Origin of the sequence: Paenibacillus lupini, assembly GCF_011761355.1 — a bacterium.
In the GTDB taxonomy this organism is placed as follows: Bacteria; Bacillota; Bacilli; order Paenibacillales; family Paenibacillaceae; genus Pristimantibacillus; species Pristimantibacillus lupini.
Genome location: NZ_JAASRW010000008.1, coordinates 164,318 through 183,105, shown reverse-complemented (window position 1 = coordinate 183,105; position 18,788 = coordinate 164,318). Strand labels below are relative to the sequence as shown.

Annotated in this window: 20 protein-coding genes and 1 riboswitch; of the genes, 13 read left to right on the top strand and 7 right to left on the bottom strand. The window is 49.5% G+C overall.

Annotation, left to right across the window (positions count from 1 at the left end):
• Position 1: 1 nt before the first annotated feature.
• The gene (locus FHS17_RS24245) at positions 2-1,864 is read left to right on the top strand and encodes a glycosyltransferase (RefSeq protein ID WP_167281041.1); all 1,863 of its coding nucleotides are present in this window, start codon (positions 2-4) and stop codon (positions 1,862-1,864) included.
• A 72-nt stretch (positions 1,865-1,936) separates the two neighbouring features.
• Here FHS17_RS24245 and FHS17_RS24240 read toward each other — a convergent pair whose 3' ends face one another.
• The 3 genes from FHS17_RS24240 to FHS17_RS24230 are packed head-to-tail and all read right to left on the bottom strand — an operon-like array spanning position 1,937 to position 5,017.
• On the bottom strand, positions 1,937-3,070 hold the full coding sequence (locus FHS17_RS24240; protein ID WP_167281040.1) for a glycosyltransferase family 4 protein: 1,134 nt from the start codon (positions 3,068-3,070) through the stop codon (positions 1,937-1,939).
• Positions 3,063-3,815 carry a glycosyltransferase gene (locus tag FHS17_RS24235; RefSeq protein WP_167281039.1) on the bottom strand — a complete coding sequence of 251 codons (753 nt, stop codon included), beginning with the start codon at positions 3,813-3,815 and terminating at the stop codon, positions 3,063-3,065. Before FHS17_RS24235 ends, FHS17_RS24240 begins: the two co-directional genes overlap by 8 nt.
• Before the next feature lie 2 nt (positions 3,816-3,817).
• Positions 3,818-5,017, bottom strand: coding sequence for a hypothetical protein (locus tag FHS17_RS24230; protein ID WP_167281038.1), 1,200 nt, complete (start codon positions 5,015-5,017; stop codon positions 3,818-3,820).
• 144 nt (positions 5,018-5,161) lie between these two features.
• On the opposite strand from FHS17_RS24230, the gene FHS17_RS24225 reads away from it, so the two are divergent.
• The 8 genes from FHS17_RS24225 (at position 5,162) to FHS17_RS24190 (ending at position 13,666) form a co-directional block, all read left to right on the top strand.
• Positions 5,162-6,529, top strand: coding sequence for a sodium-dependent transporter (locus FHS17_RS24225; RefSeq protein ID WP_167281037.1), 1,368 nt, complete (start codon positions 5,162-5,164; stop codon positions 6,527-6,529).
• A 103-nt stretch (positions 6,530-6,632) separates the two neighbouring features.
• Positions 6,633-8,294 carry a glutamine--tRNA ligase/YqeY domain fusion protein gene (locus FHS17_RS24220; RefSeq protein WP_167281192.1) on the top strand — a complete coding sequence of 554 codons (1,662 nt, stop codon included), beginning with the start codon at positions 6,633-6,635 and terminating at the stop codon, positions 8,292-8,294.
• Positions 8,295-8,527: 233 nt separating this feature from the next.
• Positions 8,528-8,932, top strand: coding sequence for an RDD family protein (locus FHS17_RS24215; RefSeq protein ID WP_167281036.1), 405 nt, complete (start codon positions 8,528-8,530; stop codon positions 8,930-8,932).
• A gap of 22 nt (positions 8,933-8,954) precedes the next feature.
• Complete coding sequence (locus FHS17_RS24210; protein ID WP_167281035.1) at positions 8,955-9,362, top strand: RDD family protein; 408 nt, start codon at positions 8,955-8,957, stop codon at positions 9,360-9,362.
• A 374-nt stretch (positions 9,363-9,736) separates the two neighbouring features.
• Positions 9,737-10,237: a GNAT family N-acetyltransferase gene (locus tag FHS17_RS24205; RefSeq protein WP_167281034.1), complete on the top strand. Its 501-nt coding sequence runs from the start codon at positions 9,737-9,739 to the stop codon at positions 10,235-10,237.
• A 67-nt stretch (positions 10,238-10,304) separates the two neighbouring features.
• On the top strand, positions 10,305-11,366 hold the full coding sequence (hisC, locus tag FHS17_RS24200; RefSeq protein WP_167281033.1) for a histidinol-phosphate transaminase: 1,062 nt from the start codon (positions 10,305-10,307) through the stop codon (positions 11,364-11,366).
• Positions 11,363-11,791: a hypothetical protein gene (locus FHS17_RS24195; protein ID WP_167281032.1), complete on the top strand. Its 429-nt coding sequence runs from the start codon at positions 11,363-11,365 to the stop codon at positions 11,789-11,791. The genes hisC and FHS17_RS24195 overlap by 4 nt, the downstream gene beginning before the upstream one ends.
• A 198-nt stretch (positions 11,792-11,989) precedes the next feature.
• Complete coding sequence (locus FHS17_RS24190; RefSeq protein WP_167281031.1) at positions 11,990-13,666, top strand: ribonuclease J; 1,677 nt, start codon at positions 11,990-11,992, stop codon at positions 13,664-13,666.
• 152 nt (positions 13,667-13,818) lie between these two features.
• On the opposite strand, the gene FHS17_RS24185 is transcribed toward FHS17_RS24190, so the two are convergent.
• The 3 genes from FHS17_RS24185 to FHS17_RS24175 all read right to left on the bottom strand — a co-directional run bounded on the left by FHS17_RS24185 (position 13,819) and on the right by FHS17_RS24175 (position 15,012).
• Positions 13,819-14,133, bottom strand: a complete 315-nt coding sequence (locus FHS17_RS24185) for a DMT family transporter (protein WP_167281030.1) — start codon at positions 14,131-14,133, stop codon at positions 13,819-13,821.
• Positions 14,130-14,483, bottom strand: coding sequence for a DMT family transporter (locus FHS17_RS24180; RefSeq protein ID WP_167281029.1), 354 nt, complete (start codon positions 14,481-14,483; stop codon positions 14,130-14,132). The genes FHS17_RS24185 and FHS17_RS24180 overlap by 4 nt, the downstream gene beginning before the upstream one ends.
• Positions 14,484-14,562: 79 nt before the next feature.
• Positions 14,563-14,665, bottom strand: a riboswitch (guanidine-I (ykkC/yxkD leader).
• A gap of 128 nt (positions 14,666-14,793) precedes the next feature.
• The gene (locus tag FHS17_RS24175) at positions 14,794-15,012 is read right to left on the bottom strand and encodes a hypothetical protein (RefSeq protein WP_167281028.1); all 219 of its coding nucleotides are present in this window, start codon (positions 15,010-15,012) and stop codon (positions 14,794-14,796) included.
• Between the two features lie 254 nt (positions 15,013-15,266).
• Between FHS17_RS24175 and FHS17_RS24170 the strand changes: the two genes are divergently transcribed.
• From FHS17_RS24170 to trxA, 3 genes are all read left to right on the top strand, one after another.
• Positions 15,267-16,046 carry an aldo/keto reductase gene (locus FHS17_RS24170; RefSeq protein ID WP_167281191.1) on the top strand — a complete coding sequence of 260 codons (780 nt, stop codon included), beginning with the start codon at positions 15,267-15,269 and terminating at the stop codon, positions 16,044-16,046.
• Positions 16,047-16,178: 132 nt separating this feature from the next.
• Positions 16,179-16,604, top strand: a complete 426-nt coding sequence (locus FHS17_RS24165) for an RrF2 family transcriptional regulator (RefSeq protein WP_167281027.1) — start codon at positions 16,179-16,181, stop codon at positions 16,602-16,604.
• A gap of 64 nt (positions 16,605-16,668) precedes the next feature.
• Entirely contained in the window at positions 16,669-16,980 is a 312-nt protein-coding gene (gene trxA, locus FHS17_RS24160; RefSeq protein ID WP_167281026.1) for a thioredoxin, read from the top strand.
• 58 nt (positions 16,981-17,038) lie between these two features.
• Here trxA and FHS17_RS24155 read toward each other — a convergent pair whose 3' ends face one another.
• Positions 17,039-17,863, bottom strand: coding sequence for an AraC family transcriptional regulator (locus FHS17_RS24155; protein WP_167281025.1), 825 nt, complete (start codon positions 17,861-17,863; stop codon positions 17,039-17,041).
• Positions 17,864-18,020: 157 nt separating this feature from the next.
• On the opposite strand from FHS17_RS24155, the gene FHS17_RS24150 reads away from it, so the two are divergent.
• On the top strand, positions 18,021-18,785 hold the full coding sequence (locus FHS17_RS24150; protein WP_167281024.1) for a sugar phosphate isomerase/epimerase family protein: 765 nt from the start codon (positions 18,021-18,023) through the stop codon (positions 18,783-18,785).
• Positions 18,786-18,788 lie beyond the last annotated feature (3 nt).

Below are 18,788 nucleotides of genomic sequence, written 5' to 3'. Positions count from 1 at the left end.
AGTGGAAGCAGCATCTTATGGTACGCTGCCTGTGTCGCTCTGCATGATCGTTCGGAATGAGGAGCTGTTCCTGCCGCAATGCCTGGCATCGGCGGCTCCTTATTGCTCGGAGATCATTATCGTAGACACTGGATCTACAGATCAAACAGCTGCGATTGCAGAAGCGTATGGCGCCAAGGTGCTGTCCATCTGCTGGCAGGATCATTTTGCTGATGCACGAAATACTGCGATCGAACAAGCATCCCAGCCCTGGATATTAGTTCTTGATGCGGATGAAAGGCTTGTCCCGCTTCCACTTACCACGTGGGAGCAGCTGCTCTCTGAAGAAGGCTGTTATGGCTATCTGGTTCAAATAAGAAGCAGAGTAGACGGGCGGAGCGGGGATGAGGAGATATCGGATGCGGTATGCCGGTTGTTTCGGAATGATTCGCGTATTCGATTTACGGGCGCTTTGCATGAAGAGGCTGCATCGGCGGTCGCCGCCTGCGGGGCAGAAGCGCTGCGGGAGGCTCCTGTTCAACTGCTCCATGAAGGTTACCGGAATGCGGTTATGATGCAGCGCAGGAAAAAAGAACGGAATGAACGCATATTACTTGCGGCATTACGCCGTGATCCAGATAATCCGGTGCTGCGTTATGCGATGGGAACGGAATATTTTACTTATGGAAACTGGGAGCGGGCGGTGTTGTGGCTTGAGCCATTATTACGTGGAGTGGACGAAAATTCGGATGAGGGGTATATCTCTGATGTATATCTGAAGCTGATCCATGCTTTACGCGCGCTCAGCAGACTGGAGGAGGCAAAGCACTGGGCGGTCAGCGGGCTGAAAAAGTTTGAAGATTTTCCCGATCTGCATGAAGCTTATGCGGCTGTGCTGCTGCAAATGGACCGTTCAGCAGAGGCGGAAGAAGCACTGCATCTTGCATTAGCAGTGGGAAGTGCACCCATGCACTATTCCTCGGCGCTAGGCTCAGGCAGCTTTCGAACGTTGTTCATGGCGGGTTATGCTTCCGAACGAAGGTATGATTGGCCGAAGGCGTCCGATTATTATGCAGCTGCGCTGGCGATCAAGATTGATTATAGGCCGGCATGGGAGAGGCTGCTGATGCTCGGTACATTGGATGCGAGTTTAAGAGGGCGTTGGCCTGCTGCTGTTGACCGTGTGGTCACGGATGGCAGACATACGCTCTGCCGCTCCGTGCTGGAGCTGTTCGCTGACGCCGGACTGCAGCTTGAACCGGTGTTAAGCAGGCAGCTGATTGCGGGATTGGCGATTGGCGGAGATTTTTGGAGCGGCCTGCTGGCGGTGCAGCAGGGCGAAGTGGTCGTTGGACGGCAGCGCTGGGAGCAGCTGCCGGATGCCTACCCAGGCAAGGGCGAGTATCTCGCCGCCCTTGCCTGGGTGGATGGCGGGCGAGCTTCGCCTCCGCCCGCTGCAAGGCTTGCGCACGCGCTTGTTCGCGTGCGCGCTTGGTCCGCGTGGCTGCGGCTATATGCCGCCACGCAGGCGGCGCCGGTGCTCGCGCCGCTGCAGTGGTGCGCGCTGCTAGGCGCCGCGCAGCCTGTGCCCGCGCTAGCCGCGGCACAGCTGCTGCGCTCGGCAGCGCAGCATGAGGCGCCCGCGCGGCTTGCCGCGGGCGCCCTCGCGATCGCCGCGGCCGACCCGGCCGCCGCGGCGGAGCATTTTGCGGCTGCGCGCGAAGCGGCGGCGCAGCCATGGGCTCTGCGAGCCGCCGCCTCGGGGCTCGCGGCTGCTTTTGCGGCGCGAGCCCGCCGCGCCGCGCCGCAGGCAGCGCTCGCAGCGCCGCTGCTCTGCGAGCAAGAGCTGATGCTGCGTGTGACATCCGCGCTGCACGGCCTGTAGGGCCTGCTTGCACTAACTCCGCAAAGATAGCCTATCGTTCCTGCTCGCACGTACTCGCGAGGAAACTAACAACTATCTCTCCCGCTTCGCAAGCTGCGCCGTTAAGATCGCCTTCCACTCGGCGATCCACCGCCCCTGATCAAATGCGAGCGCAGCCCGCCGCGCGGCCACGCCCATCCTGCGGCGCAGCCGGGGCTGCTCGATCAGCTCACAGATGGCAGGAGTAATCGCGTCAGATGATGGGGAGGTCAGACGACCGTTAAAGCCATCTATGATAAGGTCGTTCAGGCCGCCAACATTGGTAGCCACGACAGGAAGGCCGCAGCTCATAGCCTCGAGGCAGGAGAGGGAGGTTCCTTCCGAGAACAAGGTCGGAATGACGGCGATATCTGCCTGATGATAGGCATCCCGAATCGTCTCAAATGTATAGGTTTGATGATGAATACGATCCCGATGAGGATGCGCCTCCAGCCATAAATGAAAGACCGTGTTCATCATCGTGCCGTCAATAAGCTCTCCTGCAAATTCTACGATGACATTCTCATACCGGTTGAGCAGCTCATCTGCTGATAACATCATCGTAACTAAGCCGCGCTCATAGCTTAGCCTTCTCGGATAAAGCACTCTAATCTCATTCGAATGGGAAGCAGTTCTAGGCTTAAACCAAACGGTATCTACCGGATTGGGCAGCAGCGTGATTTTGGCAGGATCGTCATACTCGCATACCGCTCGGCAGAAGGTCTGGAAATGCGAATCGACCGAGACCACTTTGTCCAATTGCTTCAGTGCCTGATTAATATGCCTCCCGATCGCGGCTTTTGTCTCCGCTGCAAGAAAGGGAGTATCCCAATTGATGCCGTGACAAATACCGATGCTGCCAGGACGGTAGCGGATCGGGTGCCAGATGCAGCTGGCATAGATAAGAAGGCCGCCCGCTGCATCAGCCATCTGCTCGAATGCCTCCGTAATTTGGTTCGATTCGAATGACCAGCCGCGTATCCGGATGCCTTCATGCACCGTGTCAAAAGGACTGTAATACGTTAATTGATGAACAACGGGAATAAGGCCAAGCTCCTTAACAGCCTGGCATAACAAATGGACATATCGCTCCAGGCCGCCTCCGAATATACGCGAGTACTCCTGGCCGTACCAGTTCAAATAACTGTGAGTTAATATCGTAACCGTCTGCGCTTTGGCCTTATTCATCCTGCCGCTCCCTTTCCTGCCAGCGGATCAGCTTAGGGTTTGGATCAAGGATAGAGGCATAATGCGCGAGACTTCCCCATTGGCCTAGCGGGTCGAGCTTCATGTAACGATCATATTTCGCCTGACGTTCTTCGCTGCTGCCCGCCCAGCCATAATGCTTGATTCGAAGGTCGGTATCGAGTCCAGGAAGTGCGCTGTACGTAAAAGGAAGCCGTGGTGCATGATGTGCCCGCTTCGGATATGCATAATGGTATCCGGGCAAGTACCGGACAAGCGTCATCGTCTGCCGCTGATGAAGATTCCACCACTCATCCTCGCGATAATGGGTGACCGAATCCCAGAAGTCGTACATCCGAAAGGAGACGGTGTCGTATTCATCCTGATTGATCAGCCCCCGCATAGCAGCCTTCGTATAGTCCTCGTAAAATTCATCTGCATCCACGGCAAGCAGCCAGTCCGGAGATGTCTCCGCCGCCGCCCGCCATAATTGTTCGCGGAGCAGCCATTCTTTATGAAACAGCGATTCTTTATTCTGTACCAGCTTCACAACCTTCTCGAAGGATAAGGCAAGCTCAGGGGTCTCATCCGTGCTCGCGTCATCCACGATTACAATCTCGTCTACAAAACCAGATAAGTCCGCAAGCGCGGCTTCCAAATAACGACCCGCTTCATTACGGACCTGCATGATGGCAGTCAGTTTATTGCCTGTTTTTTTCCTGCCGCCCTTTCCGAGACCGTTAACCATCCTCAATTGGCCTCCTTATTTCCTAGAGTCATCTCCCGTGCAACACCGTCCATAACAGCGAGCTCGATTATCCCGTTTAAATCCTCCTGTCTGTTCTCACCAGCCTGAAGAAAGCAGTGGATGGCCTCGTGCCGTTTGCCCTCGAGCAGCAGCGCCATCCCTTGCAAGTGCAGCCATTGCTTGCGATCAAGATCAGCTTGCTGGTGCTCTAGACGAATAAGAGCGCAGGCGCGTCTCAATTCTCCCATGAGCATATAGGTCTCGATCAGCAGTTTCCGTGCATCCGAATCCTCCGTTAAGGGTTCTAGCAGAGCGGCCGCTTTGCGGTAATCATCATTTAAGCGATAGAGCAGAGCTTTAGCTAAGTCACACTTTCTACTTGCAAGCCATTCCGTCATTTGATCAAAATAGCGCCATTCCACCTCGTTTTGTGCGGTATAACCGTAAGTTCGGACGGCATCCTGGATACGTCCTTTCTCCAGCTCAATCGCTGACAGGAAGCGGTATACATTAGAAAGGGTCTGCTCACGCCCCTCCAGCAGCATACGTTCGAACGAAGCCAATAATAGCTCGCGCGAACGATCAGCTTCTCCAGTCAGGTACCGATAGATCGAATGGAAAAAGAGTCCGTCAGCGTATCCCTGAGCCTCAGCATCAGTGGTATGCTCTTGCTTTTGCAGCAATCCGTCTCTCCAATTAGCCCGATGCCGCTGCTGCAGCCGAATGAGCGTGTCGGATTCGAATCCATCGATATGCCATTCGATGGCCTGCTTGGCGAACAGGTCTGACGTTTCATCTAAACCGTCCATCAGGAAGACACCGCTGCGGCGAAACGACTGCTCCAAATATTGCGCCTCTGAGCTGGCGACGACAAGTGTCGCGCTGGCAGACAGCCAGGAGCGGCATTGGCGCCACAGCTCTTCCTCCTCCTGTTCCGACTCATGCAGCATGACAATCAGACAGCGGGGTTTGAACGGTACGATGATATGAACCCAAGCCGGATGCATGACAATAGCTGCGGCGCTATTCCACTCTACTGAGCCTAGTTGATCGAAGGGAAGTGGTTCAACAGGGCTTGGAGCATCATCCGCAGCAGCGAAGAGTTTTCGTTTCTGTACAAGCCCCTCCAGCCAGCTTCGCTGATAGACAGGAATGCCCTGCCAGCCGCCGCAGGGGAGGATAACGATCGGTTGTGCCGCCATGGACGTGTTCACCATCCGTTCACTTCGTTCTTGTATGAGCGTATGAAAAATAGTACGATAAGCATTCCGGTTTTTTCTCGAACTGGAAGTAAATAATAGGCCTTAACAACATCAGGTGAAGACACAAGAGAGGTTGGTTGTAAAATGGTTGATCAAAACAAGGATACTGCCGCCCCATCTTTAGCAGACGGGGGAGAGCGGTTCTCGAAGTCGGGCTTTATTTTCGCTGCAATCGGCAGTGCGGTAGGGCTGGGCAATATGTGGAAGTTTCCATATATTACGGGGAAATATGGCGGAGCGGCCTTTTTCCTCATGTTCATCATTTGTTTGCTTGCTGTAGGTTTGCCCGTCTTAATGGCGGAGCTTACAATAGGCCGCGGTGGACGCGGAAGTGTAGTGGCTTCCTTCAGCCGCTTAAGCAAGCAGAAGGGCTGGGGCTGGCTCGGATTTCTTATGATTCTTGCTCCGTTCCTTATTTTATCGTTCTATTCGGTTGTTGCCGGTTGGACGATGTATTATGCCGTACAATCCTTTACTGGAAATCTATTCTCGGATTCTGATTATTCTGGTAAATTTGGTGCCTTCATTGGCAGCTGGCAGCCGGTATGGTGGCAGCTCCTTGCTTTGGTGCTGACAGCCGTGGTTATCCTAAAAGGGGTTTCCGCTGGGATCGAGAAATTCAATAAGATTTTAATTCCTGGTCTCGTTATTCTGCTTATCACTTTAGTTATTCGTGCTTTAACGCTTGATGGTGCGGGAGATGGCGTGTCGTTTTTCCTTAATCCGGACTTCAGCAAGCTGACACCAGAATCGGCGCTTGTCGCCCTAGGACATGCCTTCTTCTCCTTATCGCTTGGTATGGGGACGATGGTCACGTACGGTGCTTATGTAGACAAAAGACAGTCACTTGGTGCAGGGACGCTTGCAATTGGTCTTGGTGACTTGTTATATGCCTTCCTTGCTGGGCTAATTATTTTCCCAACATCCTTTGCATTTGATATTGCACCAGGCCAAGGACCGGGGCTTGTATTCGTTGCCTTGCCTGCTGCTTTCGCAGCAATGCCGTTTGGCAGCCTATTCGGCGGCTTATTCTTTGTTCTCCTTGCGTTTGCAGCGTTAACATCGACGGTTGGCTTGCTTGAAGTTCCAGTAGCTTTCGTCCGTGAAAGGTTCGGCTGGGGTCGTGGACTCTCCGTTATTGTCATTACACTGCTTCTGTTCCTAATCGGTATACCTTCCGCTATTTCAGTAGGCGGGGCTGTTGGAGGATTACAGTTCGGAGATAAGTCCTTCTTCGATTGGATGGATTTCATCTGCTCTAACATTTTGCTGCCGCTTGGCGGCCTGCTTATCACAATCTTTGCTGGGCATGTATGGAAGAATGCTGAGGATGAAGCAGGCTTGTCGTCGCGATGGTACCGAATTTGGATCTTTATGGTGAAGTATGTTGCTCCGATTCTTGTTGTACTTGTTCTGCTCCACTCGACGGGTGCACTGGACTTCTTATTCTAGAAGACTGTCTCTACTGGCAGTTTCACAGTGTATTTTCTCGTAAATTTGTGTATGATAAGAAGATAATTATTTACGGGAAAGGTTGGTCGCCGTGGAAAACACAGTGGAGAACAAGGTATCATCCTCTAACTTTATTAAGAACATCGTCGTCGAAGATTTGAAGGAAGGCCACGTGCAGGAAATCGTGACCCGCTTTCCGCCGGAACCAAATGGATATTTGCATATTGGACATGCGAAATCGATCTGCCTGAACTTCGAGCTTGCCGATGAGTTCAAAGGAAAGACGAACCTTCGTTTCGATGATACGAATCCGGTTAAAGAAGATACGGAATATGTCGAGTCAATCAAAGAGGACGTGCGCTGGCTCGGCTTTGATTGGGATGATCTGCGTTTTGCATCCGACTATTTCGAAGAGTTATATAATCGTGCAGTCCTGCTGATCCGCAAAGGGAAAGCGTATGTGTGTGATCTGACTGCCGAGCAAATGCGCGAGATGCGCGGTACACTGACACAGCCTGGACAAGACAGCCCTTTCCGCAGCCGCAGCGTAGAAGAGAATCTTGACCTGTTCGCGAGAATGCGTGCAGGCGAGTTCAAGGATGGCGAGAAAGTACTGCGTGCGAAGATTGATATGGCTTCGCCTAATATCAACTTCCGTGACCCTGTACTGTACCGTATCGCTCATGCTCATCATCACCGGACTGGCGATGCATGGTGCATCTATCCGATGTACGATTACGCACATCCGATCAGTGATGCCATCGAAGGCATCACGCATTCGATCTGTACGCTTGAATTTGCTGACCACCGTCCTCTCTATGATTGGACGATTGCGGAATGCGAGATGGCAGACGTACCGAAGCAATATGAATTTGCTCGTCTGAACATCACTAATACGGTAATGAGCAAAAGAAAGCTGAAGCAGCTTGTTGACGAGCGTGTCGTTACCGCTTGGGATGACCCGCGTATGCCAACGATCAGCGGTCTTCGCCGCAAAGGCTATACCGCTGAAGCAATCCGCGCATTCTGCCGCGAGATTGGTGTTGCCAAAGCGAACAGCACCGTTGATGAACGGATGCTGGAGCATTTTATCCGCGAAGATCTGAAGATGAAGGCCCTTCGTACGATGGCCGTTCTGCAGCCGCTTAAGGTTGTTATTACGAACTATCCGGAAGGCCAAGTTGAGATGCTCGAAGCGGAAAATAACGCCGAGAACGAGGAAATGGGCACACGCCAAATTCCGTTCTCCCGTGAGATCTACATTGAACAAGACGATTTCATGGAAAATCCTGTGGCGAAATACTTCCGTCTGTTCCCTGGCAATGAAGTGCGCCTGAAGCATGCTTACTTCATTACTTGCCAAGAAGTGATCAAGGATGAGGCTGGCAATGTGATCGAGCTTCACTGCACCTATGATCCGGCAACGAAGAGTGGTTCCGGCTTTAATGCCCGTAAAGTGAAAGGTACTATTCACTGGGTTGAAGCATCGCAAGCCGTTCCTGCAGACTTCCGTCTCTATGAGCCGCTTATTACAAGTGAAGCAGAAGAGGAAGGCAAGCCATTCCTTGAATGCATCAATCCGAATAATGAGCAAGTGCTGAAAGGCTTCGTAGAGCCAAACATGAAGGATGCGAAGGGCCACGACAAGTTCCAATTCTTCCGCCATGGTTATTTCAATGTTGATCCGAAGGATTCGACAGAAGAGAACCTGGTGTTCAACCGGATTGTATCGCTGAAGAGCTCGTTTGATCCGTCGAAAGCTTAAATAGTAGCGCCGAATAGCGCCTGTAATGCCGGGTTATCCATAATGGGCAACCCGGCTTTTTTTATGCAAACATCATATAAATTGGAAAATAAGAGAGGGAATTGTAGGAAGATGGCGAATTTTAAGCCAGGGATGGTAGTTTGCAAATTTGTGACTCATAAGTAAAATTGGCACGTAATAGGTTAAGTAAAGAGAATAAGGGTTCCAAATAGAGAAGATAGGGAGGATTATGAATGGTTTTACAAAGACATGCCGGTTTTTGGGTGCGTCTAGGAGCTGTCATTTTGGATGGAATCATTATTGGTATTCCTATCTCCCTTATTGCACTTGTATTTGGGGAGTATAGAGACATCATAGGCAGACTAGGCATGTTCCTGTACGGCTTATTGGTACCGGTGTATTACAGCGGTTATACGGTTGGCAAGAAGATATGCGGCATTCAGATCAAGCGTCTGGACGACGAGCCTCTGAGTATTGGCACTATGCTGATGCGCCTTCTCATAGGAGGCCTTGTATATGGGTTTACTTTAGGTGTTGCATTAATTATCAGCGCTATTATGGTGGCTGCTCGGGAAGATAAACGAGCCCTTCATGACTTTATCGCAGGAACAGTTGTCGTTCATAATAATCGTAACTAATCATGAACTAGGGAGGAACAACATGGATAACCATATGCGAGCCGGCTTTTGGAGACGGCTTGGTGCAGCAATCTTGGATGGACTGATTATCGGTATTCCGCTTGCCATTATTTCCTCGATCCTATTTGGCAAGGCAGACAGCGCGTTTTCGAATATTGTATCCTTTCTATATTCCTTGCTGATTCCTATCATATGGAATGGGTACACCATTGGGAAAAAGATCTGCAGCATTCAAATTAAACGACTGGATGGTATGCCAATCGGCATCGGTACGATGCTGCTTCGCCAATTGGTCGGCGGTTTAATCTATGCGGTTACCTTTGGCATCGGGGCCGTGGTCAGTGCTTTTATGGTAGGTCTGCGGGAAGACAAACGCGCAATCCATGACTTTATTGCAGGTACTGTTGTTGTTCATGACGGCAGTGAATAGGGTGTATAGGAATGTGTTTTACAATGGGTTAGTTGCAAACGGAGCAATTCGAATGATTCTGGAGAAGCGAAGATGAAGCTTACGAAGTAGCTTTCCAGCGGAAAGCTTTAAGCGTTCGCTTTTGCTCGGGGATTCCAACCTTATCCTATTCATTCAAAGAATCCCCGAGCAATGGCGATCGGAAGAACATTTGAATGCGCAGTCTGCTATCTTAACCTGAATTAAAAAAGGGACATCCCGTGTCATTTTAAATGACTTATGGGACAGTCCCTTTGTTTTTGTTTCCAACTGGTTAAATTATTTATACGTGCGGAAAAATTGCGCTCGCTGTACAATCATAAAAAAGGATACAAGGTGTAAGGAGAGAATTAATAATGAACAGCAATTATACGATCCGAGATGCCGGACTGGCCGATCTGCCCCGCATCGTTGAAATATACAATTCTACTATTGCATCCCGCCAAGTGACGGCTGATCTTGAGCCGGTGACTGTGGAAAGCAGAATGAGATGGTATGACGAGCATTCACCGGATTTTCGTCCGTTATGGGTGCTTGAAGACGAAGGGAATATGATCGCCTGGCTGAGCTTTCAGTCTTTCTATGGGCGCCCGGCTTACAATGCAACGGCTGAGGTCAGTATTTATATCGATCAGGAGCACCGGGCACGCGGCATTGGATCGTTCCTTATTCAGAAGGCACTGGAAGCAGCTCCCGGACTTGGTCTTCGTACGCTGCTTGGATTTGTATTTGGCCATAATGAGCCAAGTCTTGCACTGCTCCGGAAGTTCGGCTTTGAAGAATGGGCTAACCTGCCGAAGGTTGCAGAGCTCGACGGGGTAGAGCGTGATTTGATTATTGTTGGCCGCAAGCTATAAGACAAGCCTTAAGATTACAATGAATGTAAGTCATAGCATGATATAAAACTTGAGGGGAGAATGAACATTGAGTAAGTTTTGGAGTCCACTCACGGCCTCTTTAGTTCCTTATGTACCAGGGGAGCAGCCGAAGGACAAAAAATATATTAAGCTGAACACCAATGAAAACCCGTATCCGCCTTCACCAAAAGTATTGGAAGCAATCCGGGCAGTGACTAACGATGATTTACGTCTGTACCCAGATCCAACCTGCGATACGCTTGTTCGGACAATCGCTGATTATTTCGAGGTTGCTCCATCGCAAGTTTTTGTAGGCAACGGTTCTGATGAAGTGCTCGCTTTCGCTTTTGCAGCGTTCTTTAACCCTGCGAAGCCGGTAGCCTTCGCCGATATTACATACAGCTTCTATAAGGTGTATGCAGAGTTTTATCAGCTTAAAGCTGACATTATCCCATTGGACGAGCAGTTCAAGCTGCCGCTTGATGAGTTCAGCCGCCGCGAATCCGGGGGGATTGTTATCCCGAATCCGAATGCACCTACTGCGATGCTGATCTCGCTCGATGACATTCGGAGTCTGCTCACCCAAAATCCGGATCAAGTTGTTCTTATTGATGAGGCTTATATTGATTTTGGCGGGGAATCTGCAGCGAAGCTCGTGAACGAATACCCGAATCTGCTCGTCGTCCAGACACTTTCGAAGTCCCGCTCGCTTGCAGGTCTTCGTGTAGGCTGGGCACTTGGCAGTGAGGAATTGATTGATGGGCTTAACCGCGTCAAGAACTCGTTCAACTCTTATACGCTTGACCGCCTTGCGCTTGCAGGCTCCGTTGCTGCGATTAAAGATGAGGCGTATTTCCGTGAGATTACAGCGAAGGTCATTAATACACGCGATAAGGTAACGGCGGAGCTGAAGGAGATTGGCTTTAAGGTAACGGATTCCGCAGCAAACTTTGTATTCATTTCCCATCCCGATCATGCTGCAGAGCAGTTGTTCCAACAGCTGCGTGAGCAGGGTGTACTTGTCCGCTATTTCAAACAGCCGCGTATTGATCAATATTTGCGTGTAACGGTTGGGACGGATGAAGAGATGACAGCCTTTATGGATGCTCTTAAAGGGATCATTAAGTGATAATGAAGCCGTCTGCGAGACCTGGGTTTAGCCAGGCAACACTTTTCGTTGTACTCGCAAGCGTTATTTACGCGCTAATCGGGAATACTTTTTTTCAACTGGCCTATCGCTATAGTGCCGCTATAGATGAGGCATACATCGTTTTTGCAGTAACATCGGCAGTATATGCGTTGCCTGTTATAGTGTGGTTCCGCCGTAAATATTGGTATTTTGCATTGTTTATCCCTGTTATTTGGGTGCCGATGCTGGTCGTTACCGGTTATCTGATGGGTGTTATTTTTCCACTTCCAGAGGATGATTCGGGAGGCGGCGTACTGCTGCTATTCGTACATGGGCTTAATTTGGCAGCAGTAATCATAGGCGTGGCACTTGGATTGACCGTGAACGCGGCGATTGCGGCTTGGAGGAAATTCAGCAGGGACTAGCGAAAACGGATGCATCTTCATTAAGTGGCAGCATACGTTTCGTGAATGAAATATAAGCGTAGTATTGAGTTTTAAAAAGGCTGAACAGCCTATTTCCATTTTGTTATTTTTTCGTGCTATAATGGTGGCAAGTGACTGGTTCGGATTTTAGTTTGAAGTATAACAATCGTCGCAGTCTTATAAATAGGAGGATTATTTTTGAATAACCATAAAACGGATAAGAAACTAACCATTTTTGCCTTGGGCGGCGTAGGCGAAATTGGCAAGAATATGTACGCAGTACAATACGCGAACGATATTATTGTAATTGATTGCGGTTCCAAATTCCCGGATGAGGAGCTTCTTGGCATCGACATCATCGTGCCGGATATCACATACCTTATCGAGAATAAGGACAAGGTTAGAGCATTGCTCATTACGCATGGCCACGAGGACCATATTGGCGGCCTTCCGTATATCTTGAAGCAGCTGAGCATGCCTGTCTACGCAAGTCGATTGACAATGGGATTGATCGAAGGGAAATTGAAGGAAGCTGGTCTTCTGGGAACGACGGAGCGCCACTTGATTAATTCGGATTCCGAGCTCAAGCTGGGCTCCATGACGGCGACTTTCTTCAAGACAAACCACAGTATTCCGGATTCCCTTGGTGTCGTGCTTGATACACCGGAAGGTGTAGTCGTTCATACAGGCGACTTCAAATTTGACCAAACGCCGGTTGGCGATCATGCGGATATTCATCGTATGGCCGAGATTGGCCGCAGAGGTGTACTTGCTCTGCTATCGGAAAGTACAAACGCTGAGCGCCCGGGCTTTACGCCTTCGGAACGTATCGTAGGAGCTAATTTCATCGATGCTTTCCGCAAAGCAGAGCGCCGTGTTATCGTCTCCACTTTCGCTTCGAACGTGTATCGTCTGCAGCAGGTCGTTGATGCAGCTGCAGTAACTGGACGGAAGCTCGCGATTATCGGACGCAGTATGGTCAATATGATTACCATTGCTTCGGAGCTTGGATATTTGGATATTCCGGACGGCATGCTGATTGAGACAAACGAAGTGAACCGCTATGCGGATAATCAAGTCGTTATTCTTTGTACTGGCAGCCAGGGGGAGCCAATGTCTGCATTGACTCGTATGGCTCGCTCGAACCATCGCCAGGTGGAAATTCTCGAAGGTGATACGGTTATTATCTCGGCAACGCCTATTCCGGGCAATGAGCGCAGTATCGGCCGTACAGTGGACGAGCTGTTCCGTCTTGGAGCGAACGTAATCTACGGTTCTGGTTCAACGACGGGTATGCACGTATCCGGCCACGGCAGCCAAGAAGAGCTGAAGCTGATGCTTCAATTGATGAAGCCGAAATATTTCATCCCTATTCACGGTGAATACCGGATGCAGCTCCATCATAAGAAGCTGGCAGAAGCAGTTGGCGTAGAGCAAGGTCATACTTTTATCGTCGATAACGGCGAAATCGTAGAAATCGTTAACGGCGATGCACGCAAATCCGGCAAAGTGCCGGCTGGCAATACGTATATCGACGGACTTGGTATCGGCGATGTCGGCAATATCGTGCTTCGCGACCGCAAGCATTTGTCCCAAGACGGCATTCTTGTCGTTGTTGTAACGATCAGCAAGCAAGACAAAACCATCAAATCGGGACCAGATATTATCTCCCGTGGTTTCGTCTATGTACGTGAGTCGGAAGGACTGCTTGAGGAAGCAGGCAGAATTGTCACAAGAACGATTACGAAATCCATCAGCGATAACGTGAACCAATGGACAACGCTGAAATCAAACGTGAAAGACGCGCTTGGTCGATTCTTATATGAACAAACGAAAAGAAAGCCGATGATCCTTCCTATCATCATGGAAGTGTAATCGGCACCTAACCAGTCCACTTCTTTTTGTTTAGTGAGCCGATGAAATACACAAAGGGGCTGTCCCGAAGCCAAATGGCTAAGGGACAGCCCCTTATTGCGTTCTGGAGCGGAAACGTCTGCTCCTCCTAGAGAAGGTGCAGATGTTTCTGCTTAAGCGACGAGCTTAAGACCTACGACAGCTCCGATGATAAGAGTGATAAAGAAAATTCGCAGTGCATTTCTAGGCTCACCGTATAGAACCATACCAAGGATGGCTCCGCCAGTGGCGCCGATACCCGTCCAGATCGCATAAGCGATACTCATATCAAGGCTTTGCATCGCATAGGAGAGGCAGACAAAGCTCATGCCAAAGCCAACAAGCAGGAGAGCGATGTTTTTAAAGCTGCGCTTCTCATTTACTTTGTTCATCATCACAACGCCCAGCATTTCAAATAAACCTGCGCAAATCAGAGATATCCAGTTCATGAGGAAGCTCCTTTCTTATCGCCCGCATTTGCGTGCTCTGGTGTAACGAGTTTCAGGCCAATGATGCCAATTATAAGAAGTGCAATAAACAATAATTTAGCTGCGTGCAGCGGATGACCAAAGAATACAGATTCCGAGATGACAGTACCGGTTGTGCCAAGTCCTACGAAGACGGCATAGACAGTGCCGACGGGAAGCTCACTGCTTGCTCTGATAAGCAATATAAAGCTAAGAAGAATAGCGATAAAGGTACCGGTCCAGCTCCAGCCATTGTCTGCGTGCTTCAGCCCGGTCACCCACAGCACTTCAAATACAGCGGCTACATAAACTTGAAGCCATTGCTTTTTCATGAAAAATATTCCCCCTTACACGTGATGTTAGATTAAAAAATGGCAAAATAAAACCTGGGAGTACACTGCTGGCGCAGGCGACTCCCAGGTTTTTATCCTTCCGTGATCACAGCTATTGCTGTGCGTTTTCCCTCGGACCAGACCTAAGCAATACGCTTAGCGGAACCCTAGAAAACCACTAACCTGTATTATACACATATCTCCCCGAAGATCAAGGCTTTGGATATGGATAAAAAATGGCGGCAACCAGAGGAAGGTTTACCCTCCGCCTAGTTGCTGCCCTAAAAAGAAACTGCGGATTGCGGCTGAATCAAAGCTTAGAGTGCTCGGCGTCGAATGAAGCCGCGAGCTCCTTGGCGCGGTCCTCGTCTTTGCTGCGTACATGAATTCGTTTCAACGAGCTTCCCTCCAGGGTGATTTTTGATTTCAACCCATTTGATTTGAAATGTGCTTGAAGCCTGTCAATTTCCTCTGCCCTGGAACCGCCCTCGGTTCGAAAGGCGACCCACCGATTCCACCACAGCGCCATTCCTACACACCTCCCTCGCCTGCTGATTAGCCATTCCGTACATATGTATTCGCGCATCTCCCGCGATCATGACAGCTTTGTTATGAACTTTTGCTAATAATTCTATAGGTGCTTAATTGTTCATCAGCTGCGATCAATGGTAAAATAGTGTAGCTGTGTCCTTAAGAAGCAGAACCTTATAATAAAGGAGGAGCTTTGCTGTGAGTAACTTTACATCTATTACGCAATGTACGGAATTAAACAACAGGGTCAAGATGCCTTGGCTCGGTCTTGGTGTGTACAAAACGCAAGAAGGTGCGCAAGTGGAGCAGGCAATAGCAGATGCTCTTGAAGCAGGATACCGCAGTATTGATACGGCGGCAGCCTACGGTAATGAAGAGGGTGTAGGCAGGGCGATCGCAGCAAGCGGATTGAAGCGCGAAGAGCTGTTCATTACGACTAAGGTATGGAACAGTAATCAAGGCTACGAGAGCACGCTTAAGGCTTTCGAGGATAGCCGTCAAAAGCTTCAGCTTGATGTGATTGATTTGTATTTGGTTCACTGGCCGGTTGCCGGCAAATACAAAGATACATACCGTGCCTTAGAGAAGTTGTACAAGGATGGTCATGTACGCGCTATTGGCGTCAGCAATTTTCTAATTCCTCATCTGGAAGATCTGCTTGGCAGCTGCGAAATAGTGCCAGCTGTTAATCAGGTGGAGTTCCAGCCGTTCCTGACTCAACCGGAGCTGCAAAGCTACTGCAAGGACCGCAACATCCAGCTTGAAGCATGGAGCCCTTTATTACAGGGTCATTTGGACGTCCCACTCTTACAAGAGATCGGACATAAGCATGGCAAATCAGTTGCTCAGGTTATTTTGCGCTGGGATTTGCAGAACGGAATTGTGACCATACCGAAGTCCGTAACGAAAAGCCGGATTATCGAAAATGCAGATATTTTCAATTTTGAGTTAACAACTGAAGAGATGGAGGCCATCGATGGTTTGAATGAGAACCGTCGTCTTGGTTCGGACCCCATGAATTTCAATTTCTAGCATAAGGCTTGGCGAATAAGGGGGGTGCCGCCGTCGCACCCTATAGACTGTGGCGGAAATCGGGCGGCCTGCTATTGACAATGTTAACTGTAATTGATATTATTACAGTACTAAACAGGGAGGCCGTTCACATTGAACAGCGAATTTACGATTGCCGTACACAGTCTCGTTTATTTAGCCTATCTGCCCGAGCGGATGGCAAGCAGTGAGATGATCGCCGACAACGTAGGCACCCACTCCGCACGAGTTCGTAAAGTCATGAGCGGTTTACGCAAAAGCGGCTTTGTCGATACGAGGGAAGGCGCAGGGGGCGGCTACAGGCTTACAATTGATCCCAATGTCGTTACACTTGGTGATGTATATCGCGTCATGGCGCAAGGCTCGTTTATTCCGAGCTGGTGCTCGGGTGACCCGGGTATGGATTGCGTCGTTGGCTCGAATATGAATCAGGTTATGTTTGGAATCTTCTGTACAGCCGAGAAGCAGCTGGAAGGCTACTTTAGTGGGATCACGATTCAAGATGTACTGAAGCAAATTCATGCTTGTGGCTGTGACTAGGCGACAGTAACGGTACGTGGCGGAATTCCCTTAATCATAAACCAAATGGAGAGGATGATTTACAATGGCAGTAGCATTGACGAAAGAAAACTTTGCAACTAGCGTACAAAACGGCGTTTCTTTGGTAGACTTCTGGGCACCTTGGTGCGGACCTTGCAAAATGCAGCTTCCTATCGTGGAGGAGCTTGCAACTGAACTGGAAGGCCAAGCAGTAATCGCAAAAATCAACGTTGACGAAGAGCCAGAATTGGCTTCGCAATTTGGCGTAATGAGTATCCCTACGCTGATTCTGTTCAAAGATGGTCAACCTGTTGACAAAATGGTTGGCGTACAACAAAAAGACGCTTTGAAAGCAAAAATTGCAGGTCAACTGTAAGTTTTGGTTTTAAAATGAAGCTAGGAGCCTGCATTTGGGCTCCTAGCTTTTTTTAGGTTTAGTGGAGCAGAATACTTTTGGAGGAAGGCGAATGCCCCAGGACATTTTTATAGGCCCGGTAGAAGGCCGAATAATCATGAAAACCAGCTGAGGCGGAAGCTGAGGTGGCGGTGTGACCTTGCTGAATCAGGTTTTGTGCCATCACGACACGCTTGTGGATTAAATAATTGCCAACCGTTGTCCCAGTTGCCTTACGGAAAACTTTGTTCAAATGATGTTTGCTTATAAAAAATCGAGCAGACAATTCATCCAGTGTAATGGACTCGGTGATGTGTTCGTTTAAATACGCAAGGACAGCAGAAACGGATTTTACTGCGGCAATGTCACTGGAGGCTTTTTTTTGCATATAGCTCAAAATCAGGATCTGGGACAGAAGAGCTTCCAAACGGATTCGAAGGGATAAATCCCGGATTGCCTCGTCCGCAAGTCGAGCTTCCATCAGCTGCTGAAGAAAGGCGAATAGACCGTTCTGCTCGTCATTTGCATAATAGATCCCTCCCCCGCTTTGGTAAGCGTGGAAAGCTGTCAGCAAAACGGACTGATTCTCCGGCGGCAAAAGCCCGGGAACAAAATGAAGCGATATCCTTTCATAAGGGATATCGCTTTCTATTTTTACACCGTGAAAGACATGGGGCGCTATAAGCAGTAGGCTATGCGGCTCTGGCACATACCTTTGTCCTTCCACGAGGTAACTAATATCGCCGGCGATAAAATAGAACACTTCATAAAAGTTATGGCAGTGAAGGGCATATTGCGTTGTTTTCTCTCTGCTGACAGCATGATGAAGAATTAAGGAATCGGTATGTATATCGACGAGGTGCATAGAAACTCCTCCTCCCGCATAGGTAGTTTTAGTCTAGAGGATGACCGCTATATTTGCAATGTGATTGCCCCGATTGACAATGGAACATCTCTTCAGGAGAACTATAATTAGGGATATGCAGCAAGATTGGGAGAACACATTAGGAGGAGCTGTCTATATGATATTAGGGGCACAGCTGTACACGGTCCGAGCCTTTCTCCAGACGGAAAAGGATATTCGGCGTACCTTTCAAAGGATTGCAGAAATGGGCTATAGCACCATTCAGGTTTCAGCAATCGGAAATATTCAGCCCACAGTATTAAGAGCCATATGCGATGAATTATCCCTCAAGATTGCGTTAACCCACACCAATGCAGATCGCATTCTGAACGAAACGGAAAAAGTAATTGAAGAGCATGACATCTTGGGCTGTAACTATATCGGAATTGGCAGTATGCCGGATAAATACCGCGAGCCGGACTGGTATGACTATTTTGCGGCAGACTTCCGGGAAGCCACCGGGAAAATTGCCAAGGCTGGCAAGCAGTTTATGTACCATAACCATCATTTCGAATTTGAGAAGTTTCAAAAATGGAACGGCAAGCGGCTGATTGAACGGTTAATTGAGGACTTCTCCCCGGAAGAGCTGGGGATTACGCTCGATACCTATTGGGTGCAGGCGGCTGGCGCGGATGTTTGCGAGTGGATCGGAAAGCTGAAGGACCGGCTCCATTGCGTTCATCTGAAGGATATGGCCGTCCGGGGCACGGAACAGCTTATGGCACCGGTAGGGGAAGGGAATATGAATTTCCCGGCTATTCTGAAAGCGCTTGAGCAGACGAATGCCAAGTATTTGCTTGTAGAGCAGGATGTATGTCAAGGTAGTCCGTTCGATTGCCTGCAAACCAGTTATAACAATCTGGCCGCGCTTGGCTACCGCTAGGAG